This is a genomic window from Streptomyces sp. NPDC052079 (genome assembly GCF_040680275.1).
In the GTDB taxonomy this organism is placed as follows: Bacteria; Actinomycetota; Actinomycetes; order Streptomycetales; family Streptomycetaceae; genus Streptomyces.
In genome coordinates this window covers 86,767-103,803 of record NZ_JBFAWL010000019.1, presented here as the reverse complement: position 1 = coordinate 103,803, position 17,037 = coordinate 86,767, and the positions used below count along the sequence as shown (strand labels likewise).

Sequence of the window (17,037 nt, the reverse complement as noted above, 5' to 3'; positions counted from 1 at the left end):
GCCCGCCGGGGGCCGATTGTCAGTGGCGGATGCCACCCTGCCGTCATGGACGAGCTGGAGTTCATGCGTGCCCGGGTCTACGGCGCGGACCACGACGACCCCGGTCCACGCGAGGGCCGGTCGTACGTGGAGCTGGCCGGTGGGCCGCTGGACGGTCTGCTGCTGGACGTGACGGGCCGCGACGGGACGGAGCTGAAAGACGGCGTCGGCCTGCGCACCGAGATAGGCCGGTACGGCGCGGGCGGACGCTCCGTGTACGTCCCCCGCAGCCCCGGCGGCCGGGTGTACGACTGGTGGGGCGACGTCCCCTGAGCGATGTGGACACCGAGGGGACCGGGGCACACGTACCGTAGGGCGTCCACTGCCTGGCGCGGGCGCCAGGAGGGCGGAGCGAGCCATGGGACTGCTGACCGAAGGCGGCTCGGTGCTGCGCGACCGGATCGGTCACGCGATCTTCTCCCGGGTCGCCGGGCCGGACGGCCCGGCCAGCCGCGCACGCATCCACGGCACACCCGGACCGCGCTGGTTCGGCCCCGAGCGGCCGGTCAGAAGGGTGCACGGGGACGCCTCGATGTTCATCGGCGGTCTGTCGGCCCTGCTGCTGCAGTCGCTCCACCCGCTGGCCATGGCCGCCGTCGCCGGGCACTCCGGATTCCGCGGGGACCCCTGGGGACGTCTCCAGCGGACCAGCACCTTCCTCGCCGTCACCACCTACGGCACCGCCGACGCCGCCCAGCAGGCCGTGGACCGGGTGCGAGCCGTCCACGAGACGGTGCGCGGCACCACCGCGGACGGGGAGGAGTACCGGGCCGCCGACCCCCACCTGCTCTGCTGGGTGCACATCGCGGAGGTCGACAGTTTCCTCCGCGCCCACCAGCACTACGGCGCCCACCCCCTGGACGCGGAGGGCTGCGACGCCTACGTCGCCGACATGGCGCGCATCGCCACCGCCCTCGGCATACCCGACCCGCCCGTCGACCGCGCCGGACTCGACGAGCGGCTCGCCGCCTACCGCCCCGAACTGCGCGCCACCCCCGAGGCGCGCAGCACCGCCCGCTTCCTGCTGCTCAACCCGCCCGTCCCGCTGCTCGCCCGGCTGCCGTACGGCCTCCTCGCCGCCAACGCCGTGTCCCTCCTGCCGGGCTGGGCCTCCCGCGCCCTGTGGCTGCCCCGCGTGCCCCCGGCCGAGGGCGTGTGCGTCCGCCCGCTGGGCTCGGCCGTCACCGCTGGCATCCGCTGGGCCCTCGCACCGTCCCGTCCGGAGACCGCCGGCCCCGCTCCGCCGGCCGCCGCCGGTTGAGCCGCGCCAGAGGGGGCACTCAGTGCTGGCCGGTGCCGCTCAGGGACACGGGAGGTCGAAGTGGCAGCACGTCATCGTTTGATTCGAACGAGCCCGGGGACCGTATGGTCCGTGCTGGAGGACGGCACCCGCTATGCGGACTGGGTGGTCGGCACCTCGTCCTCGAAGCCGGTGCGCGGACAGTGGCCGGAAGTCGGCTCCGCGATCGGCTACGAGATGCGGTTCGGCCCCCTGCGCCTGACCAACGAGACCGTCGTCCGGCGCTGTGTGCCGGGCGAGGTCCTGGAACTCGAGGCCAAGGCCGGGGCGCTGGGCACGGCGCGGGTCGCCATCGAGCTCCGGTCCTGGGGCGACCACTGCCTGGTGATCGTGGACGAGCATCCGCTGCGCGGAGTGGGCGGCCTGGTGCACAACGTGGCCGTGGAGGCACTGATCCAGATCCGCCACCGCGCCATGCTCGCCCGGCTGGCGAAACTCTGCGAGGAGGAGGCGGCGGAGGAGGAACGGCGCCGCCCCGTGGGCCAGGTCGTCGCACCGAAGCCCGGCGCGGGAGGCGCCCGTGCCTGACGCGGTGGTCATCGGGGCCGGGCCCAACGGCCTGGTCGCGGCCAACCTGCTCGCCGACGCCGGCTGGAGCGTGGAGGTCCTGGAGGAGCAGCCGGAGCCCGGCGGCGCCGTACGCCACGACCGGGGCGTCCACCCCGACTTCGTCAGCGACCTCTGCAGCTCCTTCTACCCGCTCGCCGCCGCCTCCCCGGTCGTCTCCGGGCTGCACCTCGAGCGCCACGGGCTGCGCTGGAGCCACGCTCCGCACGTCGTCGCACACCCGCTGAGCGACGGCCGGTGCGCGGTCCTGGACCGCCGCGTCGACGTCACGGCCGCGTCGCTGGACGCCTTCGCGCCGGGGGACGGGGCCGCCTGGCACCGGCTGCACGACATGTGGGAAAGCCTGCGGCCCGATCTGCTGGACGCCCTGTTCACCCCCTTCCCGCCCATCCGTCCCGGCATCCGGCTGGCCGTGAGACTCCGCGGCACGGGCGGTCTGCGCATGGCGCGCACCCTGGTGCTGCCCGTGCGCCGCATGGCGCAGGAGGAGTTCCGGGGCGAGGGGGGAGGGCTGCTGCTGGCCGGCAACGCGCTCCACGCCGACCTGGCCCCCGAGGCGGCGGGCAGCGGCGGCTTCGGCTGGCTGATGTCGATGCTCGGACAGACCTACGGCTTCCCCGTGCCGGCCGGGGGCTCCGGTGTCCTCACCGAGGCCCTCGTCCGCCGTCTGGAGGAGCGCGGGGGTGTGCTGCGCTGCGGACAGCGCGTGGACCGCGTCCTCGTCCGCGACGGACGGGCCGCAGGGGTGCGCACGGCCGGCGGCGAGACGGTGGCGGCGGACCGGGCCGTGCTCGCCGACGTGGCCGTGCCCGCCCTGTACGGCGAACTCGTCGGACCCGAACACCTGCCCGCGCAGGTGCTGTCCGACCTGCGGCGCTTCCAGTGGGACTTCGCCACCTTCAAGGTCGACTGGGCCCTCGACGGCCCGGTGCCCTGGAGTTGCGAGCAGGCCGCCGGCGCGGGAACCGTGCACCTCGCGGACGGTCTCGACGAGCTCACCCGATTCGCCGCCCAGCTCGCCACCGGCAGCATCCCGGACCGGCCCTTCTGCCTGTTCGGTCAGATGACGACCTCCGACCCGTCCCGGTCCCCCCGGGGAACCGAGTCCGCGTGGGCGTACACGCATGTGCCCCACGACGTGGCGGGCGACGCGGGCGAGGAGTCGCTCAGCGGATCCTGGGACGCCAAGGAGCAGGAGATCATGGCCGACCGTGTCGAGCGCCAGGTGGAACGCTTCGCACCGGGCTTCCGCTCCAGGATCCGGGCCCGGCGCATCCTCGCGCCGCCCACGCTCCAGGCCCTCGACCGCAACCTGCACGGTGGGGCCATCAACGGCGGCACCGCGGCCATGCACCAGCAGCTGTTCTTCCGTCCGGCCCCCGGCACCGGACGCCCCGAGACGCCCGTCAGGGGCCTGTATCTGGCGTCCGCCGGCGCCCATCCCGGCGGCGGTGTGCACGGCGCGCCGGGCGCCAACGCCGCACGCGCCGCCCTGCGCCGGCACATGGCGGCCGGGCTGGCCGGGGCGCAGCGCCTGCTGACCCATCGCGACCGCACCGGCCGCAGGCAGCCGGCCACCGGCCGGCGGTCCGGCGACGGATGACCGGCACCGGACCGGCCGGCACCACCCCACCGCGGCACCCCGGGACACCATCGACCACAGGCGGAGGCGAGACGATGACCGGACACGAGGACGGACCCGACCGGGCACACCGTCGCCCCGAGGGCGTCAGCGACGAGACGGTGGAGGCACTCGGGTCGCTGTCGAAGGCGCTGGAGACGACCGAGCGGGCCCGCGGCCACCTCTACAGCTTTCACCAGCTGACCGGCACCGCCGACCTGGAACTGGACCGCACCATCGAACTGCTGCGCAAGGCCGGGCACCCGGAGTGGGCCGAGACGGTGCGCACCCAGGTGCTGGGCCGCAACGTCATCCCGGGGCACTGGACGTTCCAGATCGTCGAGGCCTACGACCGCACCTACTACCGGCCGTTCCGGGACATCGAACACGCCGCCGTGGAGGAACTGGCCGAGGGCCGGGACCACCTGTACGAGGCCGAGCTGAAGGAGGCCCGCCGCACCGTCGGCCACCCCGACCACACGGCCCTCCCCGGCACACCCGCCGACGACGGACAGGCCCGATGAACGACTCCCCGCTCAACGGCCGCACCGTCGTTGTGACGGGCGCCGCACGAGGTATCGGCGCGGCCCTGGCCCGCGACCTCGCCCGGCGCGGTGCCCGCATCGCCCTGCTCGGGCACGAGAGGGCGGAGCTGGAAGCGGTGGCGGACGCCCTGCCCGGCCCCGCGCTGGCCCACGAGGTCGACGTCACCGACGAGGCCGCGCTGGACCGGGCCGCGGAACTGGTCAGGACTCGCCTCGGTCGCCCCTCCGCCGTCGTGGCCAACGCCGGGGTCGCGGAGAGCGGCCCGTTCATCACCTCCGACCCGGCCGAATGGCGGCGGGTGATCGACGTCAACCTGACCGGCAGCGCGGCCACGGCACGCGCCTTCCTGCCGGATCTGCTGGCGACCCAGGGCTACCACCTCCAGGTCGCCTCCCTCGCCGCGATCGGCGCCGCCCCGATGATGAGTGCCTACTGCGCCTCGAAGGCGGGCGTCGAGGCCTTCGCGCACTGCCTGCGCGCGGAGGTGGCGCACCACGGTGTCGCCGTAGGTATCGCCTATGTCAGCTGGACGGACACCGACATGATCCGCGAAGGGGACCATTACCCGGCGCTGCGCGAACTGCGCGGCCACATGCCGCTGCCGGCCCGGCGCGTGCACCCGGTCGACCGGGTCGCGGCCCGCCTCGCCACCGCCGTGGAACACCGCAGCAGGGCCGTCTACGTCCCCCGCTGGGTACGTCTGGCCCAGGTCGGCCGCGCCGCACTCCCACCCATCGTCCTCCGCGCAACCCGCCACCACCTCCCCCGCCTGGAAACCACAACCCCCCTCCACCACACCGGCCTCCTAGGCCCGGGCGGCCGCGCCGACGCCCGGGCATCCAACCCCACCCCCTCCGGCGCTTGAGAAGCGGAACCCACCCCACCGGCCCCCTCGCCCCCGCCGCCCCTTCCCGTTCCCGTCCCCGGGGGCTGCGCCCCCAGACCCCCCTTTCGGCCCTTCGGGCCTCGTCCTCAAACGCCGGACGGGCTGAATTTTTGAGCCCGTCCGGCACAATCCAGCCCCTCCGGCGTTTGAGGAGCCGGGTCCGGGGGGCAGCGCCCCCGGGGTCGGGACGTGACCCCAGCCCCTCCGGCGTTTGAGGAGCGGGGGCGGGGGCAGCGCCCCCGGGGACGGGACGGGAAGGGGCGGCGGGGGCGACAAAAGCCCAGTTCTCCCGCCTGGTCAGCCCGGGAAGCGCCCTGTGGAGCGCAGGGACCAGCGGCGTTCCGCGTACGCCAGGTCGTCACGCCACAACCGCCCGGCAGCGGCCCGCATGAGCGGACGAAGCAGCGGCGCCGCACCCCGCGCCAGGGCGAACCCCGGACGGCCGGACGCCGCCACCACCGCCTCGACAACCGCCGTACGGGGCCGACCCCGGCCGTCCGCTCCCAGCGGGGTCGCGTGCGTCTCGACCACAGACCCCGCACCCTCCCCTTCCGCGATGCGCATCACCACGGTCCGCGGCTCCGGCGCGGAGAACTCGGCCCGCACCGGCACCACCAGCCGCCCCGCGACCTTGAAGGACACATCCACGATGAAGACGTCCGCGCTCCCCTCGGAGCCGTCCGGCACCCCCGTCACGGTGAGGTCGACAAACGAGTAGGGGTGGAACCAGGCCCCGTGCCAGGGATCCAGACGATTGGCCACGACGTCCTCGGGCTCACAGCTACCCACTCCCGTGTACACAGCCGTCAGGGCCCGCTCCGGCCGCTCCGGCACCACCGGCGCCTCAAGCGGCGCCTCGCCCCCGACCGCGTCCAGCCGAACCCACAGCAGCACCCCGTCATCGTGCACGGGAAACGGCTCCCACCCGGCGAACGTACCGCCGTCCAGAGCGAGTCCGTGCCAGTGGCACACCAGGGTCCCGCACCGGACGCGGCTGTCCCGTAGCGGCGCCCCCAGGTGCGGGCAGATCCCGGGCCCGGCGACCGGACGACCGTCGGCGTCCCGCCAGAGCACCAGCTCCTGCCCCGCCACGGTCCGCCCCAACGGACGGTCGTCGCGCAGATCGCGGGAGGCGCCCACCACGTACCAGTTGCCCGACGGACGCGCCTGGGCCCGCTTCAGCGCGGCGGCGATGACGGCGGGCCGTGCCTCGCGCCAGGTGGGACGCTGCCGATCCCACGGCACCGCACGTCTGCGCAGGGACAACGGCAGCCGCCGGCGCCCACCCGCGGATCCGCCACTCATGCCGCCCCCTCGGAACCCGCCGCGCACGCGGTGAGCCGACGGACATCCGGCAACCGCCCGCCGGCGCGACGTGCGCGCAGCCGGGCCGCGGCCACCCGGGCGAGCCCGTCCGCGGCGACCACCGCACGCCGCCGCCGGGGCACCACCGCCCGCCGGTGCAGCACCGCGTACCCGTCTCGGGCCACCGCGTCCAGGATCCCGCCGTACAGCACGAACGCCGTGCGGATGCACGGCCGCGACACCGGTTCCAGCATCGCGAGCCCCGGTGCCGCCTCCCGGTACACGCCCCGCGTCAGCGCCGCGAACTCCTTCAGCGCCGCGACGACACGGCGGTCCCGGCGGCCCGTGTCCCGGCTCCACCGCAGCAGCGCCCGGTCCGCGCCGTGCGCGGCGAGCAGGTCGGCCGGCAGGTATACGCGCCCCCGGTCGAGGTCCTCGCCCACGTCGCGCAGGAAGTTGGTGAGCTGGAACGCCACTCCCAGGGCGGCCGCGTGCGGCTCGGCCACGCCGCGCGGGACAACCGTCCCGAGGACCGGCACCATCTGCAGGCCGATGACCGCCGCGGAGCCGTGCATGTACCGTCGCAGCTCCCCGTAGTCGGCGTAGTCGGTCACCACCAGGTCGGCACGCATGGCGGCCATGAAGTCGGTGAAGTGGCCGTGGTCGATGCCGTACCGGTGGGCCGTGTCGGCCAGGGCCCGCACCACCGGTTCGCCGCTGTCGCCGTCCCGCAGGCCCTTGTCCAGTTCGCGCTCGAGCGCGGACAGTTCCGCGTCACGGCGCGCCGTGTCCGCCCCCGTGCCGAGCGCGTCGACGATGTCGTCGGCCCAGCGGGCGAAGCCGTACAGGGCGTGCACGGCGGGGCGCCGCTCGACGGGCAGCAGCCGGGTGGCGAGGAAGTACGTCCTGCCGTGCCGGGCGTTGAGCACCCGGCAGCGGCGGTACGCCTCGCGCAGCGCCGGATCGGTGATGCCCGCGGCGTCCAGTTCACGCTCGGTCATGCGGAAGCCTCCTGCGTCGCGTCGTGGGGGACACGCGGCCGCCCGCGACCGCCGGTGATCCGTGCCGCGGCCAGCTTCCCCGACAGCAGCACGGTCGGCACGCCGACGCCGGGCGTGGTGCCGCAGCCGGCCAGTACGGCGTTCTCCGTGCCGCGGACCAGGTTGCGGGGCCTGAACGGTCCCGTCTGGGCGAAGGTGTGGGCCGTGGCGAACGGAGTACCCGCGGCGTGCCCCTGGGCGTGCCAGACAGCGGGCGTGACGAGGCACTCGGCCTCGATGGCGGATCCCAGGCCGGCCAGCCCGCGCCGCTCCAGCTCCCGCAGCAGCCGGTCCCGGTAACGCGGGGCCAGGTCGGTCCACGCGGCGGCGCCCGGACCGATGTCGGTGTTGGGGCAGGGCGCGAGCACGTAGTGCAGATGGCGTCCCGGCGGGGCGAGGCCCGGGTCGGTGGCGGTGGGCCGGGTGATGAGCAGCGACGGGTCGCTCATCAGCCGGCCGGTGCGGGTGAGTTCGTCGAACGTGGAGTGCCAGGCGGCGCCGAACGAGAGGGTGTGGTGCGCCAGCTGGGGCCAGGTCCGGTCGGTGCCGAGGTGCAGCACGACCGCCGAGGGGGAGTGCCGCAGCCGCACCGGCCGCCGTGGCGTGCGTCCCAGGAGCCGGTAGGCGACCGGAAGGTCCGGGGTCAGGACGACCGCGTCGCAGGGCACCCGGTCGCGGTCGGTGACGACGGCGGTGATCCGCTCGCCGGAGCGCTCCAGCCGGGTGGCCTCGTGGCCGAACCGCAGATCGGCGCCCGCTTCTGCGGCGGCGTCCGCCATGGCCCGCGGCAGCGCGTGCATGCCGCCGCGCGGGAAGTACACGCCGGCGACGGTGTCCATGTAGGCGATGACGGCGTACGCGGCCAAAGCCCTGGCCGGGGGGACGCCCGCGTACAGGGCCTGGAAGGTGAAGACCCGGCGCAGCCGCTCGTCCCGCAGGAAGCGCCCGACGCGCGCCTCCAGCCGCCCGAAACCGCCCAGCGCCGCCAGCCGGACGAGGTCGGCTGTCAGCAGGCCGAGCGGGGAGTCGAAGTTGGCGTCGATGAAGCGGCCCATCTGCGCCCGGTGCAGCCGCTCCAGCCACTCGCGCAGCCGCAGGTATCCGACGGCCTCGCGGGGGCCGGCGAAACGCTCGACCTCCGTCGCCATCGCCTCCGCCCCGGTGTGCACCTCGAGACTGCTCCCGTCGGCGAAACGGGCCCGGTAGGCCGGATGCAGCGGCACCAGCTCCACGCGCTTCCGCAGACTGTCGCCGACGGCCGCGAAGGGCTCGTCGGCCAGGTCCGGCATGGTCAGCACCGTGGGCCCGGTGTCGATCCGGTAGCCGTCGAGATCCAGCCGCCCGGCGCGTCCGCCGGGCCCGCCCTCCCGCTCGACGACGGTGACGCGCCGGCCCGCGCCCAGCAGGTGCAGGGCCGCCGACAGACCGGCCAGCCCGGCGCCCACGACCACCACATGATCCGTACGGCCGGCCACGGTGCGCGTCACCGGCGGGCCTCGCTGCCGGCGGTCCGGCCGGACACACCGGATACGTACTGGTCCTCCGCATCTGTACAGCCCATCCCGGTTCCTCTCGTTCGCACACCGATCGTCGCGTCACTGGTGTGCTTCCGCCCGTGCACGACACGCACGAGCGGGACACGAGCCGGACCGGCTGGGCGAACCGCCGCCGCATGCCGTCGACGAGCGCGCTCCGTCCCGGGGGTGGCGGTCCGTCACACATCCGAGTGACCCCGAGTGGCCCGGATCGGATCGGGCACGCAGCCAGGAATGCTGGCGAGGTGGGTGTGTGCCGAGGAGCGGGAGGAGCGTGCCGTCGTGCTGGACGCCGAGGTGGCGATCGTGGGAGCGGGCGCCGCCGGACTGTCCCTGGCCCACCGTCTGTCGGAGACCGTGCCGGGAGCCAGGGCCCCGTCGGTCGTCCTGGTGGACGCCCCGCCCGGGCCGCTGCGTCCCCCGCGGCGCACCTGGTGCTTCTGGGAGCCGTTCATGGGCCGCTTCGACGCCGCCGTCACGGCGAGCTGGCGGCACCTGCGGGTGCGTCCGCCCTCGGGCCCGGCGGCGGAGGACGACATCGCGCCGCTGCGCTACAAGATGATCCGGTCCGACGACTTCGAGGGCCTGGTCGCCCGCGACCTGGCCGGCAGCCCGGTCGTGCGCAGGCTGGAGGCCACCGTCGAGACCGTGGAGGACGTGCCCGGGGGAGCGCTGGTCCGTCTGCGGGACCCCGGCGGACGGACACGCGCCCTGCGGACCCGCTGGGTGTTCGACTCCCGTCCCCCGGGCAGCCTGCCGGCCGCCCGCACCACCCTGCTGCAGCACTTCCACGGCTGGTTCGTCCGCACCGAACGGCCGGTCTTCGACCCCGGGACCGCGGACCTGATGGACTTCCGCACCCCCCAGCCGGCGACCGGCCTGTCCTTCGGTTACGTACTGCCCCTCGGGCGACACGAGGCGCTGGTGGAGTACACCGAGTTCTCCCCGCACCCTCTCACGGCCGCCGGTTACGCGTCGGCGCTGCGGCAGTACACCAGGGACGTGCTCCGACTGGGCGAACTGCGGATCCTGTCCCAGGAGACGGGGATCATCCCGATGACCGACGCCCCGATGCCCCGTCAGGTCGGCGCGTCCGTCTTCCGCATCGGCGCCGCAGGTGGCGCCACCCGCCCCTCGACCGGCTACACCTTCGCCGGGATCCAGCGGCAGACGAGCGCCGTCGCCGCCGCGCTGCGCCGGGGCCGCACGCCCGTGCCGCCTCCCGCCCACTCGGCCCGCTCCCGAGCCATGGACGCCGTGCTGCTGCGCGCCCTCGGCAGCGGCCGCGCGGACGGCCCCGCGCTGTTCTCCCGCCTCTTCGCCCGCCTGCCCATGCGGCTCCTCCTGCGCTTCCTCGACGGCCGCACCCGGCTCCACGAGGACCTCACCGTCGGCCTGCACACCCCGGTCGGCCCCATGCTCCGCTCGGCGCTGGAACTGCGCACCCTGCCGCGCCGCCCGTTCGACGGCCCCTGAACCGGGCCACCCAACAACTTACGGAGACCGCATGACCCTGCTGCGCGACGAGGAACTCACCGCCGCCTTCGACCACGCCGCCCGCGGCTACGACGCCCTGGTGGCCGCCAACCCCGGCTACCACGCCCAGCTGCGCCGCTCGGCCCGCCGTCTGGGGCTGCCGCGACGGGGCGAGGGCCTGCGGGTCCTGGACCTCGGCTGCGGCACCGGCGCGTCGACCGCCGCCCTCGCCCGCGTACTGCCGGGCGCACGCGTGGTCGCCGTGGACGCCTCCGCCGGCATGCTGGCACGCGCCGCCGCCAAACCCTGGCCCGACCGGGTGACGTTCGTACGGGCGGCGGCCGAGGAGCTGACCGGGGCGGGAGTGGAAGGCCCGTTCGACGCGGTGTTCGCGGCCTACCTCTTCCGCAACGTCTCCGACCCGGACGCGGTGCTCACCACCGTGCGGGACCTGCTGGTCCCCGGCGGCAGACTCGGCGTGCACGAGTACACGCTCGGCGGACGCCGTGCGGACCGCGCGGTGTGGACCCTGGTCTGCCGCGGCATCGTCCAGCCGGCGGCCACCGTGCTCGGGGACGGCGAGCTGTACCGCCATCTGTGGCGCAGCGTCGTGGAGTTCGACACCGCGGGCCGGTTCGCCGGGCGGCTGCGCGCGCACGGCTTCGACGCGGTGCGGGTCCTGCCCCTGCCGGGATGGCACACGGGCATCACCCACACCTTCGTCGGCCGACGGCCCCGCACCGGGAACGGGGCCGAGGGATGACGCGCCCGCACCGCCGTCCGGACGCCGGCCGGCCCGGCCGGGACCGCCGCGCCCGGGTGCTCGTGCCCCCGCCCGGAGCACGCCGTACCGAGGGCGTCCGACCGACGACCGCCGTCGTCGGCGGCGGTGTCGCAGGGCTGGCGGCGGCGACCGCGCTGGCCGAGCGGGGCGTCGCCGTGACCCTCTACGAGCGCGAACCCTTTCTGGGCGGACGGGTCGGCGGCTGGCCCGTCGAGCTGGCCGACGGCACCCGGGTGACGATGAGCCGCGGCTTCCACGCCTTCTTCCGCCAGTACTACAACCTGCGCGGTCTGCTGCGTCGTGGCGATCCGGGCCTGGAACGGCTCACCGGCCTGCCGGACTACCCGCTGCGCCACAGCAACGGACTGCGGGACGGCTTCCGCCACGTGCCGCGCACTCCGCCGTGGAGCGCGCTCGGCTTCGTGGCCCTCAGTCCGTCCTTCCGCCCGGGCGACCTGACCCGCATGAACCCGGTCGCGGCCCTTCCGCTGCTCGACGTGCGCGTGCCCGACGTGTACGAGCGCCTCGACGGCGTCAGCGCCCACGACTTCCTGGACGCCGTGCGCTTCCCGGACAGCGCCCGCCATCTGGCGTTCGAGGTGTTCTCCCGCAGCTTCTTCGCCGACCCCCGGCAGCTGTCGGCGGCCGAGATGGTCCTGATGTTCCACATCTACTTCCTGGGCTCCGCTGAGGGGCTACTGTTCGACGTGCCCGACGCGCCCTTCCCCGCCGCCCTGTGGGACCCGCTGGCCGGTCATCTGCGCGGGCACGGCGCCGACATCCGCACCGGCACGGCGGTGGAGCACATCGCCCCCTCCCGGGACGGCGGGTTCCAGGTCACCACCGCCGAGGAGGAGCGGCGCCACGACTCCGTCGTCCTCGCCCTCGACGCCGCGGGGCTGCGGTCGCTGGTCGCCCGCTCCGGCCGGCTGGGCGACGGCCCGTGGCGGGAACGCGTCGCCCGTCTGCGCAACGCACCGCCGTTCCTGGTCACCCGCCTCTGGCTGGACCGCCCCGTCGCACCCGGCCGTCCGGCGTTCCTGGGCACGAGCGGATACGAGAGCCTGGACAACATCAGTGTGCTCGACCGCTACGAGGACGAGGCGTCCCGCTGGGCCGCACGCAGCGGCGGCTCCGTGGTCGAACTCCACGCATACGCCCTGGACCCCGGAGCCTGCCGGGAGACCGAGCAGAAGCGGCTGATCGCCCAGCTGCACCGCGCCTACCCGGAGACGGCGGGAGCCACGATCGTCGACGTCCGCCATGTGTGGCGCTCCGACTGCCCCCTGTTCCCTGTCGGGGGGTACGCGGACCGGCCGACGGTGCGCACCCCGAACCCGGCGCTGGTGGTCGCCGGCGACCTGGTCCGCACGGACCTGCCGGTGGCCCTCATGGAACGCGCGGCGACGACCGGTTTCCTGGCGGCCAACGCCCTGCTGGAATGCTGGGGCGTACGCGGACAGACCCTCTGGACGGTCCCCACCCGAGGACGCAGCCCCCTGCTACGAGCCCTGACCCACTGGTCACGCCGACCGACCAACTGACGGCTTCGCTGCCGAAGCCGCGCCCAGCGGCGACCGGCCGTCGCGCCCGAGGCGGCTGCGGGTCGGTGGTCGTATGCCTGCGGCGCAACTGCGGGTCCGGTGGGGGTGCGCGTAGCGCCTACGGGTGGTGGGTGGTGCGGGGGCGGGGCGGGGGTGTCCGTCCTCGGACTGGCGCGACTGTGCCTGTTGGTAGAGCTTGGCGGCGCGGACGCGCCAGCCACTGCGGGCGAACACCCCCACCCCACCCCCTCCCCGCCGTAGGCGGCATACCCGCGGCCCGCCCGCCACCGTCATCCGCGGGTCCGTCGCACCGCCGCTCCCGCGACCCGCCGCCGCGATTCGCGGCCCGCTGCCGCCCTCCGCGGGCAGTCGTGCCGCTGGGGCGGCACGGGTGGGCGCGACGGCACCCCGCTGGCGCCGGGCTGCGCAGACACCCCCCCCCGGCCCCCACCCACGCGGGGCAGTTCGCAGGCGCCGGGCTGCGCAACCCACCCCCGGCCCACCCGGTCGGGTCGGTGCGCCGGTAGCCGTGGGCGACCTGCGCGTTGACGATCTGCGGGTCAGCGCGGCGCCCCCTCCGGACGCGGACCACGAAAGCACGCGGTGACGGTCTTGCCGTGCGGGCAAGGGTGGGCCTCCCAGGCGTCGGCCAGCGCGTCGACGAGGAGCATGCCGCGCCCGCCCAGCCGTTCGCTGCTCGGTCCCCGCGGCGTCGGCAGCGCGGCGGAGGCGTCGTGCACCGAGATGTGCAGACACCGCTGGTCCCAGGTCATGATCAGCTGGGCGGTGCTGTGGGCGTGCCGGTGGGCGTTGGTGACCAGCTCCGACACGGTCAGCAGCACGGCGTCCGCCGCCTCCGGGGCCGTGGTCGTCCAGCCCAGTGCGTCGAGATGTCCGCGCGCCCAGTCCCGCGCCGGCTTCACCTCGCTGTCCAGCGGCAGTGAGCGCGCCCAGCCCACTGCGCGGACGGACGGTCCGGTCATGGTGGTCCTTCCTGGTCACGGTCGCGCGGCCCGGCGGGTCCCGGGCCGCGCGCGGAGAGGGCTCAGCGGTGGCCGCCGCCGCGGAGCTTGCCCAGCAGACGCTGGGCCTGGGCCCGGCGCCGGGGGTCGGCCGCGGCCCGCCGTACCTGCTCGGCCGTACGCCGTCCCTGAGGGCTCCTGGCGAACTGCTTGATGCGCTCCATCATGCTCGGCATGGGTGCTCCTTTCCGCGGGTGTCCGCTCTGGTGCCCGCCGTACTCCGACTACCCTCCGTGGGCGGAGTCAGCCCTGCGGCCCGGCCGGGCCGCCCGGCGGTCTCCCACGGCGGCGCCCACGTCACCGGCATCCCGCACACCACCGCCCCGTCTCGCACGGCGGCGAAGGAGAAACACGCCGTCCGCGACTCCACGCGCGTCCATGGTCGTTCGCGCCCACCTCCGGCCAACTGCCCTGGCGAGGGCCCTTCCACGGTGCGCCGCACGCCCGGCGCCGTTCCGGCCGCCCCCGAACCCGTCGTACCGACGGCGTGTTTGCCCCGGCAGTCAGCGGCAAGTCGGTGTCCATGAGTGAACAGAACAAGAATCCGAACCGGAAGACCCCGTCCGCCCGGTCCGCCGCGACCAAGGCCCGGGAGACCACCGACAAGGCGACCGCCCCCGCCGAGCAGGCGGCCGGCAGCGTGGCCGGCAAGGCGAGTGACGCGGCGTCGACGGCCGCGTCCGGCGCCGAGCGCGCGGCCCAGGCGGCGAGCGGGGCCGCGCAGACCGCGGCCAAGGGCGTCGAGGCGGGCCGCCGAGCGGTCGTCGCCACCTCGGGCCAGGTCGCCGCCGGCGCCAAGACCGCCTGGACGGTCATCGCCAACCGCAGGTTCGTCGCCGCCGGTGCCGCCGCCGGCCTGACCGCGCTGAGCGCCGCCTCCTACGCGGTGGGCCGTCGCGCCGCACGCCACACCCACGGCCCCCTCACCCGGATGACCGGCGGACGGATCTGACCCCGGGGCGGCCGAGCGCCGCCCCTGGGCGTCGGGCCCACTCGCGCGGTACGGCCCCGAAGAGGAAAGATGTCTCCGCAAGCGAAGAATCAACCCATGCGGAGGAGTGGGCACATGCAGCACGAGCGAGCGGGCAGCCCGGCCGGCCCCGAGGATCTCGTCGACGTCGCTCGGCTGGTCACGGCGTACTACGCACTGCACCCGGACCTCGACGATCCGGGACAGCGCGTCGCGTTCGGGACGTCGGGACACCGCGGTTCGTCTCTGGCGGCCGCGTTCAACGAGGACCACATCGCCGCGACCAGCCAGGCCATCTGCGAGTACCGCGCCGAGCAGGGGACCGACGGTCCGCTCTTCCTCGGCGCCGACACCCACGCACTGTCCGAGCCCGCCCGGGTCACGGCCCTCGAGGTGTTCGCCGCCAACGGGGTCACGGTGCTCATCGACACCGCGGACGGCTACACCCCGACCCCGGCGGTCTCGCACGCCATCCTCGCCCACAACCGGGGCCGCACCACGGGCCTCGCGGACGGCGTCGTCGTCACCCCGTCCCACAATCCGCCCACCGACGGTGGGTTCAAGTACAACCCGCCGAGCGGCGGCCCGGCCGGTTCGGACGCGACCGGCTGGATCCAGGACCGGGCCAACGACATCATCCGCGGCGGCCTCAAGGACGTCCGCCGCATCCCGTACGCCCGGGCCCTCGCCGCACCCGGTACGGGCCGTTACGACTTCCTCGGCACCTATGTCGCGGACCTGCCCACCGTGCTGGACCTGGACGCGATCCGCGCGGCCGGGGTGCGCATCGGCGCCGACCCGCTGGGCGGGGCGTCCGTCGCCTACTGGGGCCGGATCGCCGAACAGCACGGCCTCGACCTCACGGTGGCCAACCCGCTCACCGACCCCACCTGGCGGTTCATGACCCTGGACTGGGACGGCAAGATCCGCATGGACTGCTCGTCGCCGTACGCCATGGCGTCCCTCATCGGGCAGCGCGACCGCTTCGACATCGCCACCGGCAACGACGCCGACGCCGACCGGCACGGCATCGTCACCCCGGACGCCGGTCTGATGAACCCCAACCACTACCTCGCCACGGCGATCGGCTACCTCTACGCGCACCGCGACCGGTGGCCGGCGACGGCCGGGGTCGGCAAGACCCTGGTCTCCTCCGCGATGATCGACCGGGTCGCCGCCGATCTGAAGCGGGAACTCGTCGAAGTCCCCGTCGGGTTCAAGTGGTTCGTGGACGGACTGGTCGACGGCTCCCTCGGCTTCGGCGGGGAGGAGTCCGCCGGCGCCTCCTTCCTGCGCCGGGACGGCTCGGTGTGGACCACCGACAAGGACGGCATCATCCTGGCCCTGCTCGCCTCCGAGATCACGGCGGTCACCGGGAAGACGCCCTCCGAGCACTACGCCGCGCTCACCGCGCGCTTCGGCGCACCCGCCTACGAGCGCATCGACGCCCCGGCCACCCGTGAGGAGAAGGCCCGCCTGGCCAAGCTCTCCCCGGCCCAGGTCACCGCGGACACCCTGGCGGGGGAGCCGGTCACCGCGGTGCTCACCGAGGCGCCGGGCAACGGCGCGCCCATCGGGGGCATCAAGGTGACCACGGACAGCGCCTGGTTCGCCGCCCGCCCGTCCGGCACCGAGGACGTGTACAAGATCTACGCCGAGTCGTTCCAGGGCCCCGAGCACCTGCGCCGGGTGCAGGAGGAGGCCCGGTCCGTGGTCCTCGCGGCACTGGGCGGCTGAGCCGGACGTCGTACGTCCCGGTCACCCGTGGCGGGTTGCCGGGACGCCTCAACCGATCCGGAGCGCGGGGCCGGAGGGCGGCGGGGAGGAGGCCCCGGGCGGCTCGGACGTCGCCGTGGGCAGCTCCGGGGGAGCCTCCTCGGACTGCTGCAGAACGGTGTCGTCGCCGGGCCCCTCGACCGGGCTTCCGGCCCCGGTGGACAGCTGGGACCATGCGCCCAGCGCCAGAGCGATCGCGGCGGCCGTGCCCGCCACGCGTCCCACGCGGCGCAGTCTGGCGCGGCGGTCCATGTCCCGCCAGGACGGGCCCTCCCACGGATCGTCGGGGCGCCACAGATCACCGACCGCCGTGGTCCCGGCATCCGCCGGGGGCACATTGGCCCGGCCGGGGGTCCTGGGCCGTGCCCCTTGGGTCCGCTGACGCGCCGACGGTTCCCTGGGCGCGGTCGCCCGGATGGCGTGTTCGGTGTCGTCGAGGAACCGCTGCCAGACGTCCTCGGGCACGGACGGCGTACCGTGGTGCTCGTCCGGCGGTCCGCCGGTGCCCGGGGTCTGCGCGGTCACGTGGGTTCATTCCTCTCCTGCGCGGGAGCCCGCGACGGCCTCTCGGCCGACTCGCCGGGGTCCCGCCAGGATGATTGCACAGCGCAAAAACGGAAGGACAG

17 protein-coding genes are annotated in these 17,037 nt (G+C 75.0%); 11 read left to right on the top strand and 6 right to left on the bottom strand.

Translation table 11 applies throughout. The annotated features are described in order from the left end of the window. The first annotated feature begins 45 nt into the window (after nt 1–45). From AB0L56_RS24580 to AB0L56_RS24555, 6 genes are all read left to right on the top strand, one after another. The gene (locus tag AB0L56_RS24580; RefSeq protein ID WP_365426413.1) at nt 46–312 is read left to right on the top strand and encodes a hypothetical protein; all 267 of its coding nucleotides are present in this window, start codon (nt 46–48) and stop codon (nt 310–312) included. 85 nt (nt 313–397) lie between these two features. Beyond that, on the top strand, nt 398–1,300 hold the full coding sequence (locus AB0L56_RS24575) for an oxygenase MpaB family protein (RefSeq protein ID WP_365426410.1): 903 nt from the start codon (nt 398–400) through the stop codon (nt 1,298–1,300). Between the two features lie 60 nt (nt 1,301–1,360). After that, nucleotides 1,361–1,867 carry an SRPBCC family protein gene (locus tag AB0L56_RS24570; protein WP_361037418.1) on the top strand — a complete coding sequence of 169 codons (507 nt, stop codon included), beginning with the start codon at nt 1,361–1,363 and terminating at the stop codon, nt 1,865–1,867. Beyond that, on the top strand, nt 1,860–3,509 hold the full coding sequence (locus tag AB0L56_RS24565) for an NAD(P)/FAD-dependent oxidoreductase (protein ID WP_361037416.1): 1,650 nt from the start codon (nt 1,860–1,862) through the stop codon (nt 3,507–3,509). The genes AB0L56_RS24570 and AB0L56_RS24565 overlap by 8 nt, the downstream gene beginning before the upstream one ends. 74 nt (nt 3,510–3,583) lie before the next feature. After that, nucleotides 3,584–4,051, top strand: a complete 468-nt coding sequence (locus tag AB0L56_RS24560; protein WP_361037414.1) for a hypothetical protein — start codon at nt 3,584–3,586, stop codon at nt 4,049–4,051. Then, the gene (locus tag AB0L56_RS24555) at nt 4,048–4,938 is read left to right on the top strand and encodes an SDR family oxidoreductase (protein ID WP_365426405.1); all 891 of its coding nucleotides are present in this window, start codon (nt 4,048–4,050) and stop codon (nt 4,936–4,938) included. The genes AB0L56_RS24560 and AB0L56_RS24555 overlap by 4 nt, the downstream gene beginning before the upstream one ends. A gap of 318 nt (nt 4,939–5,256) precedes the next feature. Here the strand turns inward: AB0L56_RS24555 and AB0L56_RS24550 are convergent, their stop codons facing one another. The 3 genes from AB0L56_RS24550 to crtI are packed head-to-tail and all read right to left on the bottom strand — an operon-like array spanning nt 5,257 to nt 8,791. Beyond that, on the bottom strand, nt 5,257–6,264 hold the full coding sequence (locus AB0L56_RS24550) for a DUF5914 domain-containing protein (protein ID WP_365426402.1): 1,008 nt from the start codon (nt 6,262–6,264) through the stop codon (nt 5,257–5,259). Next, nucleotides 6,261–7,265 (bottom strand): phytoene/squalene synthase family protein, encoded by a 1,005-nt coding sequence (locus AB0L56_RS24545; protein ID WP_365426399.1) that lies wholly within the window; start codon nt 7,263–7,265, stop codon nt 6,261–6,263. Before AB0L56_RS24545 ends, AB0L56_RS24550 begins: the two co-directional genes overlap by 4 nt. Next, the gene (gene crtI / locus AB0L56_RS24540; protein ID WP_365426396.1) at nt 7,262–8,791 is read right to left on the bottom strand and encodes a phytoene desaturase family protein; all 1,530 of its coding nucleotides are present in this window, start codon (nt 8,789–8,791) and stop codon (nt 7,262–7,264) included. The genes AB0L56_RS24545 and crtI overlap by 4 nt, the downstream gene beginning before the upstream one ends. Before the next feature lie 282 nt (nt 8,792–9,073). On the opposite strand from crtI, the gene AB0L56_RS24535 reads away from it, so the two are divergent. Genes AB0L56_RS24535 through AB0L56_RS24525 form a run of 3 tightly spaced genes read left to right on the top strand, consistent with a single transcriptional unit; the run spans nt 9,074 to nt 12,643 of the window. Next, nucleotides 9,074–10,315: a lycopene cyclase family protein gene (locus tag AB0L56_RS24535; RefSeq protein ID WP_365426393.1), complete on the top strand. Its 1,242-nt coding sequence runs from the start codon at nt 9,074–9,076 to the stop codon at nt 10,313–10,315. 31 nt (nt 10,316–10,346) lie between these two features. Beyond that, a complete protein-coding gene (locus AB0L56_RS24530) occupies nt 10,347–11,078 on the top strand; it encodes a methyltransferase domain-containing protein (protein ID WP_365426391.1) in 732 nt (243 codons plus the stop codon). Further along, nucleotides 11,075–12,643, top strand: a complete 1,569-nt coding sequence (locus AB0L56_RS24525) for an FAD-dependent oxidoreductase (protein WP_365426388.1) — start codon at nt 11,075–11,077, stop codon at nt 12,641–12,643. The genes AB0L56_RS24530 and AB0L56_RS24525 overlap by 4 nt, the downstream gene beginning before the upstream one ends. 560 nt (nt 12,644–13,203) lie before the next feature. On the opposite strand, the gene AB0L56_RS24520 is transcribed toward AB0L56_RS24525, so the two are convergent. Together AB0L56_RS24520 and AB0L56_RS24515 are read right to left on the bottom strand one after the other, a co-directional pair. Further along, on the bottom strand, nt 13,204–13,626 hold the full coding sequence (locus AB0L56_RS24520) for an ATP-binding protein (RefSeq protein ID WP_361033549.1): 423 nt from the start codon (nt 13,624–13,626) through the stop codon (nt 13,204–13,206). A 62-nt stretch (nt 13,627–13,688) separates the two neighbouring features. Next, complete coding sequence (locus AB0L56_RS24515) at nt 13,689–13,841, bottom strand: hypothetical protein (protein WP_361033552.1); 153 nt, start codon at nt 13,839–13,841, stop codon at nt 13,689–13,691. Between the two features lie 347 nt (nt 13,842–14,188). On the opposite strand from AB0L56_RS24515, the gene AB0L56_RS24510 reads away from it, so the two are divergent. Then, a complete protein-coding gene (locus tag AB0L56_RS24510; protein ID WP_361033554.1) occupies nt 14,189–14,617 on the top strand; it encodes a hypothetical protein in 429 nt (142 codons plus the stop codon). 114 nt (nt 14,618–14,731) lie between these two features. Next, nucleotides 14,732–16,372, top strand: coding sequence for a phosphoglucomutase (alpha-D-glucose-1,6-bisphosphate-dependent) (gene pgm, locus AB0L56_RS24505; RefSeq protein ID WP_361033557.1), 1,641 nt, complete (start codon nt 14,732–14,734; stop codon nt 16,370–16,372). Nucleotides 16,373–16,420: 48 nt separating this feature from the next. On the opposite strand, the gene AB0L56_RS24500 is transcribed toward pgm, so the two are convergent. Continuing rightward, nucleotides 16,421–16,936: a hypothetical protein gene (locus AB0L56_RS24500; RefSeq protein ID WP_365426382.1), complete on the bottom strand. Its 516-nt coding sequence runs from the start codon at nt 16,934–16,936 to the stop codon at nt 16,421–16,423. Nucleotides 16,937–17,037 lie beyond the last annotated feature (101 nt).

Excerpts from the sequence above, each read along its gene's own strand:
- AB0L56_RS24525 (WP_365426388.1), top strand. The coding sequence starts at position 11,075 with ATGACGCGCCCGCACCGCCGTCCGGACGCCGGCCGGCCCGGCCGGGAC.
- AB0L56_RS24535 (WP_365426393.1), top strand. The coding sequence starts at position 9,074 with ATGCTGGCGAGGTGGGTGTGTGCCGAGGAGCGGGAGGAGCGTGCCGTC.
- AB0L56_RS24545 (WP_365426399.1), bottom strand. The coding sequence starts at position 7,265 with ATGACCGAGCGTGAACTGGACGCCGCGGGCATCACCGATCCGGCGCTG.
- AB0L56_RS24510 (WP_361033554.1), top strand. The coding sequence starts at position 14,189 with ATGAGTGAACAGAACAAGAATCCGAACCGGAAGACCCCGTCCGCCCGG.
- AB0L56_RS24555 (WP_365426405.1), top strand. The coding sequence starts at position 4,048 with ATGAACGACTCCCCGCTCAACGGCCGCACCGTCGTTGTGACGGGCGCC.
- AB0L56_RS24515 (WP_361033552.1), bottom strand. The coding sequence starts at position 13,841 with ATGCCGAGCATGATGGAGCGCATCAAGCAGTTCGCCAGGAGCCCTCAG.
- AB0L56_RS24520 (WP_361033549.1), bottom strand. The coding sequence starts at position 13,626 with ATGACCGGACCGTCCGTCCGCGCAGTGGGCTGGGCGCGCTCACTGCCG.
- pgm (WP_361033557.1), top strand. The coding sequence starts at position 14,732 with ATGCAGCACGAGCGAGCGGGCAGCCCGGCCGGCCCCGAGGATCTCGTC.
- AB0L56_RS24550 (WP_365426402.1), bottom strand. The coding sequence starts at position 6,264 with ATGAGTGGCGGATCCGCGGGTGGGCGCCGGCGGCTGCCGTTGTCCCTG.
- AB0L56_RS24560 (WP_361037414.1), top strand. The coding sequence starts at position 3,584 with ATGACCGGACACGAGGACGGACCCGACCGGGCACACCGTCGCCCCGAG.
- AB0L56_RS24530 (WP_365426391.1), top strand. The coding sequence starts at position 10,347 with ATGACCCTGCTGCGCGACGAGGAACTCACCGCCGCCTTCGACCACGCC.
- AB0L56_RS24580 (WP_365426413.1), top strand. The coding sequence starts at position 46 with ATGGACGAGCTGGAGTTCATGCGTGCCCGGGTCTACGGCGCGGACCAC.
- AB0L56_RS24575 (WP_365426410.1), top strand. The coding sequence starts at position 398 with ATGGGACTGCTGACCGAAGGCGGCTCGGTGCTGCGCGACCGGATCGGT.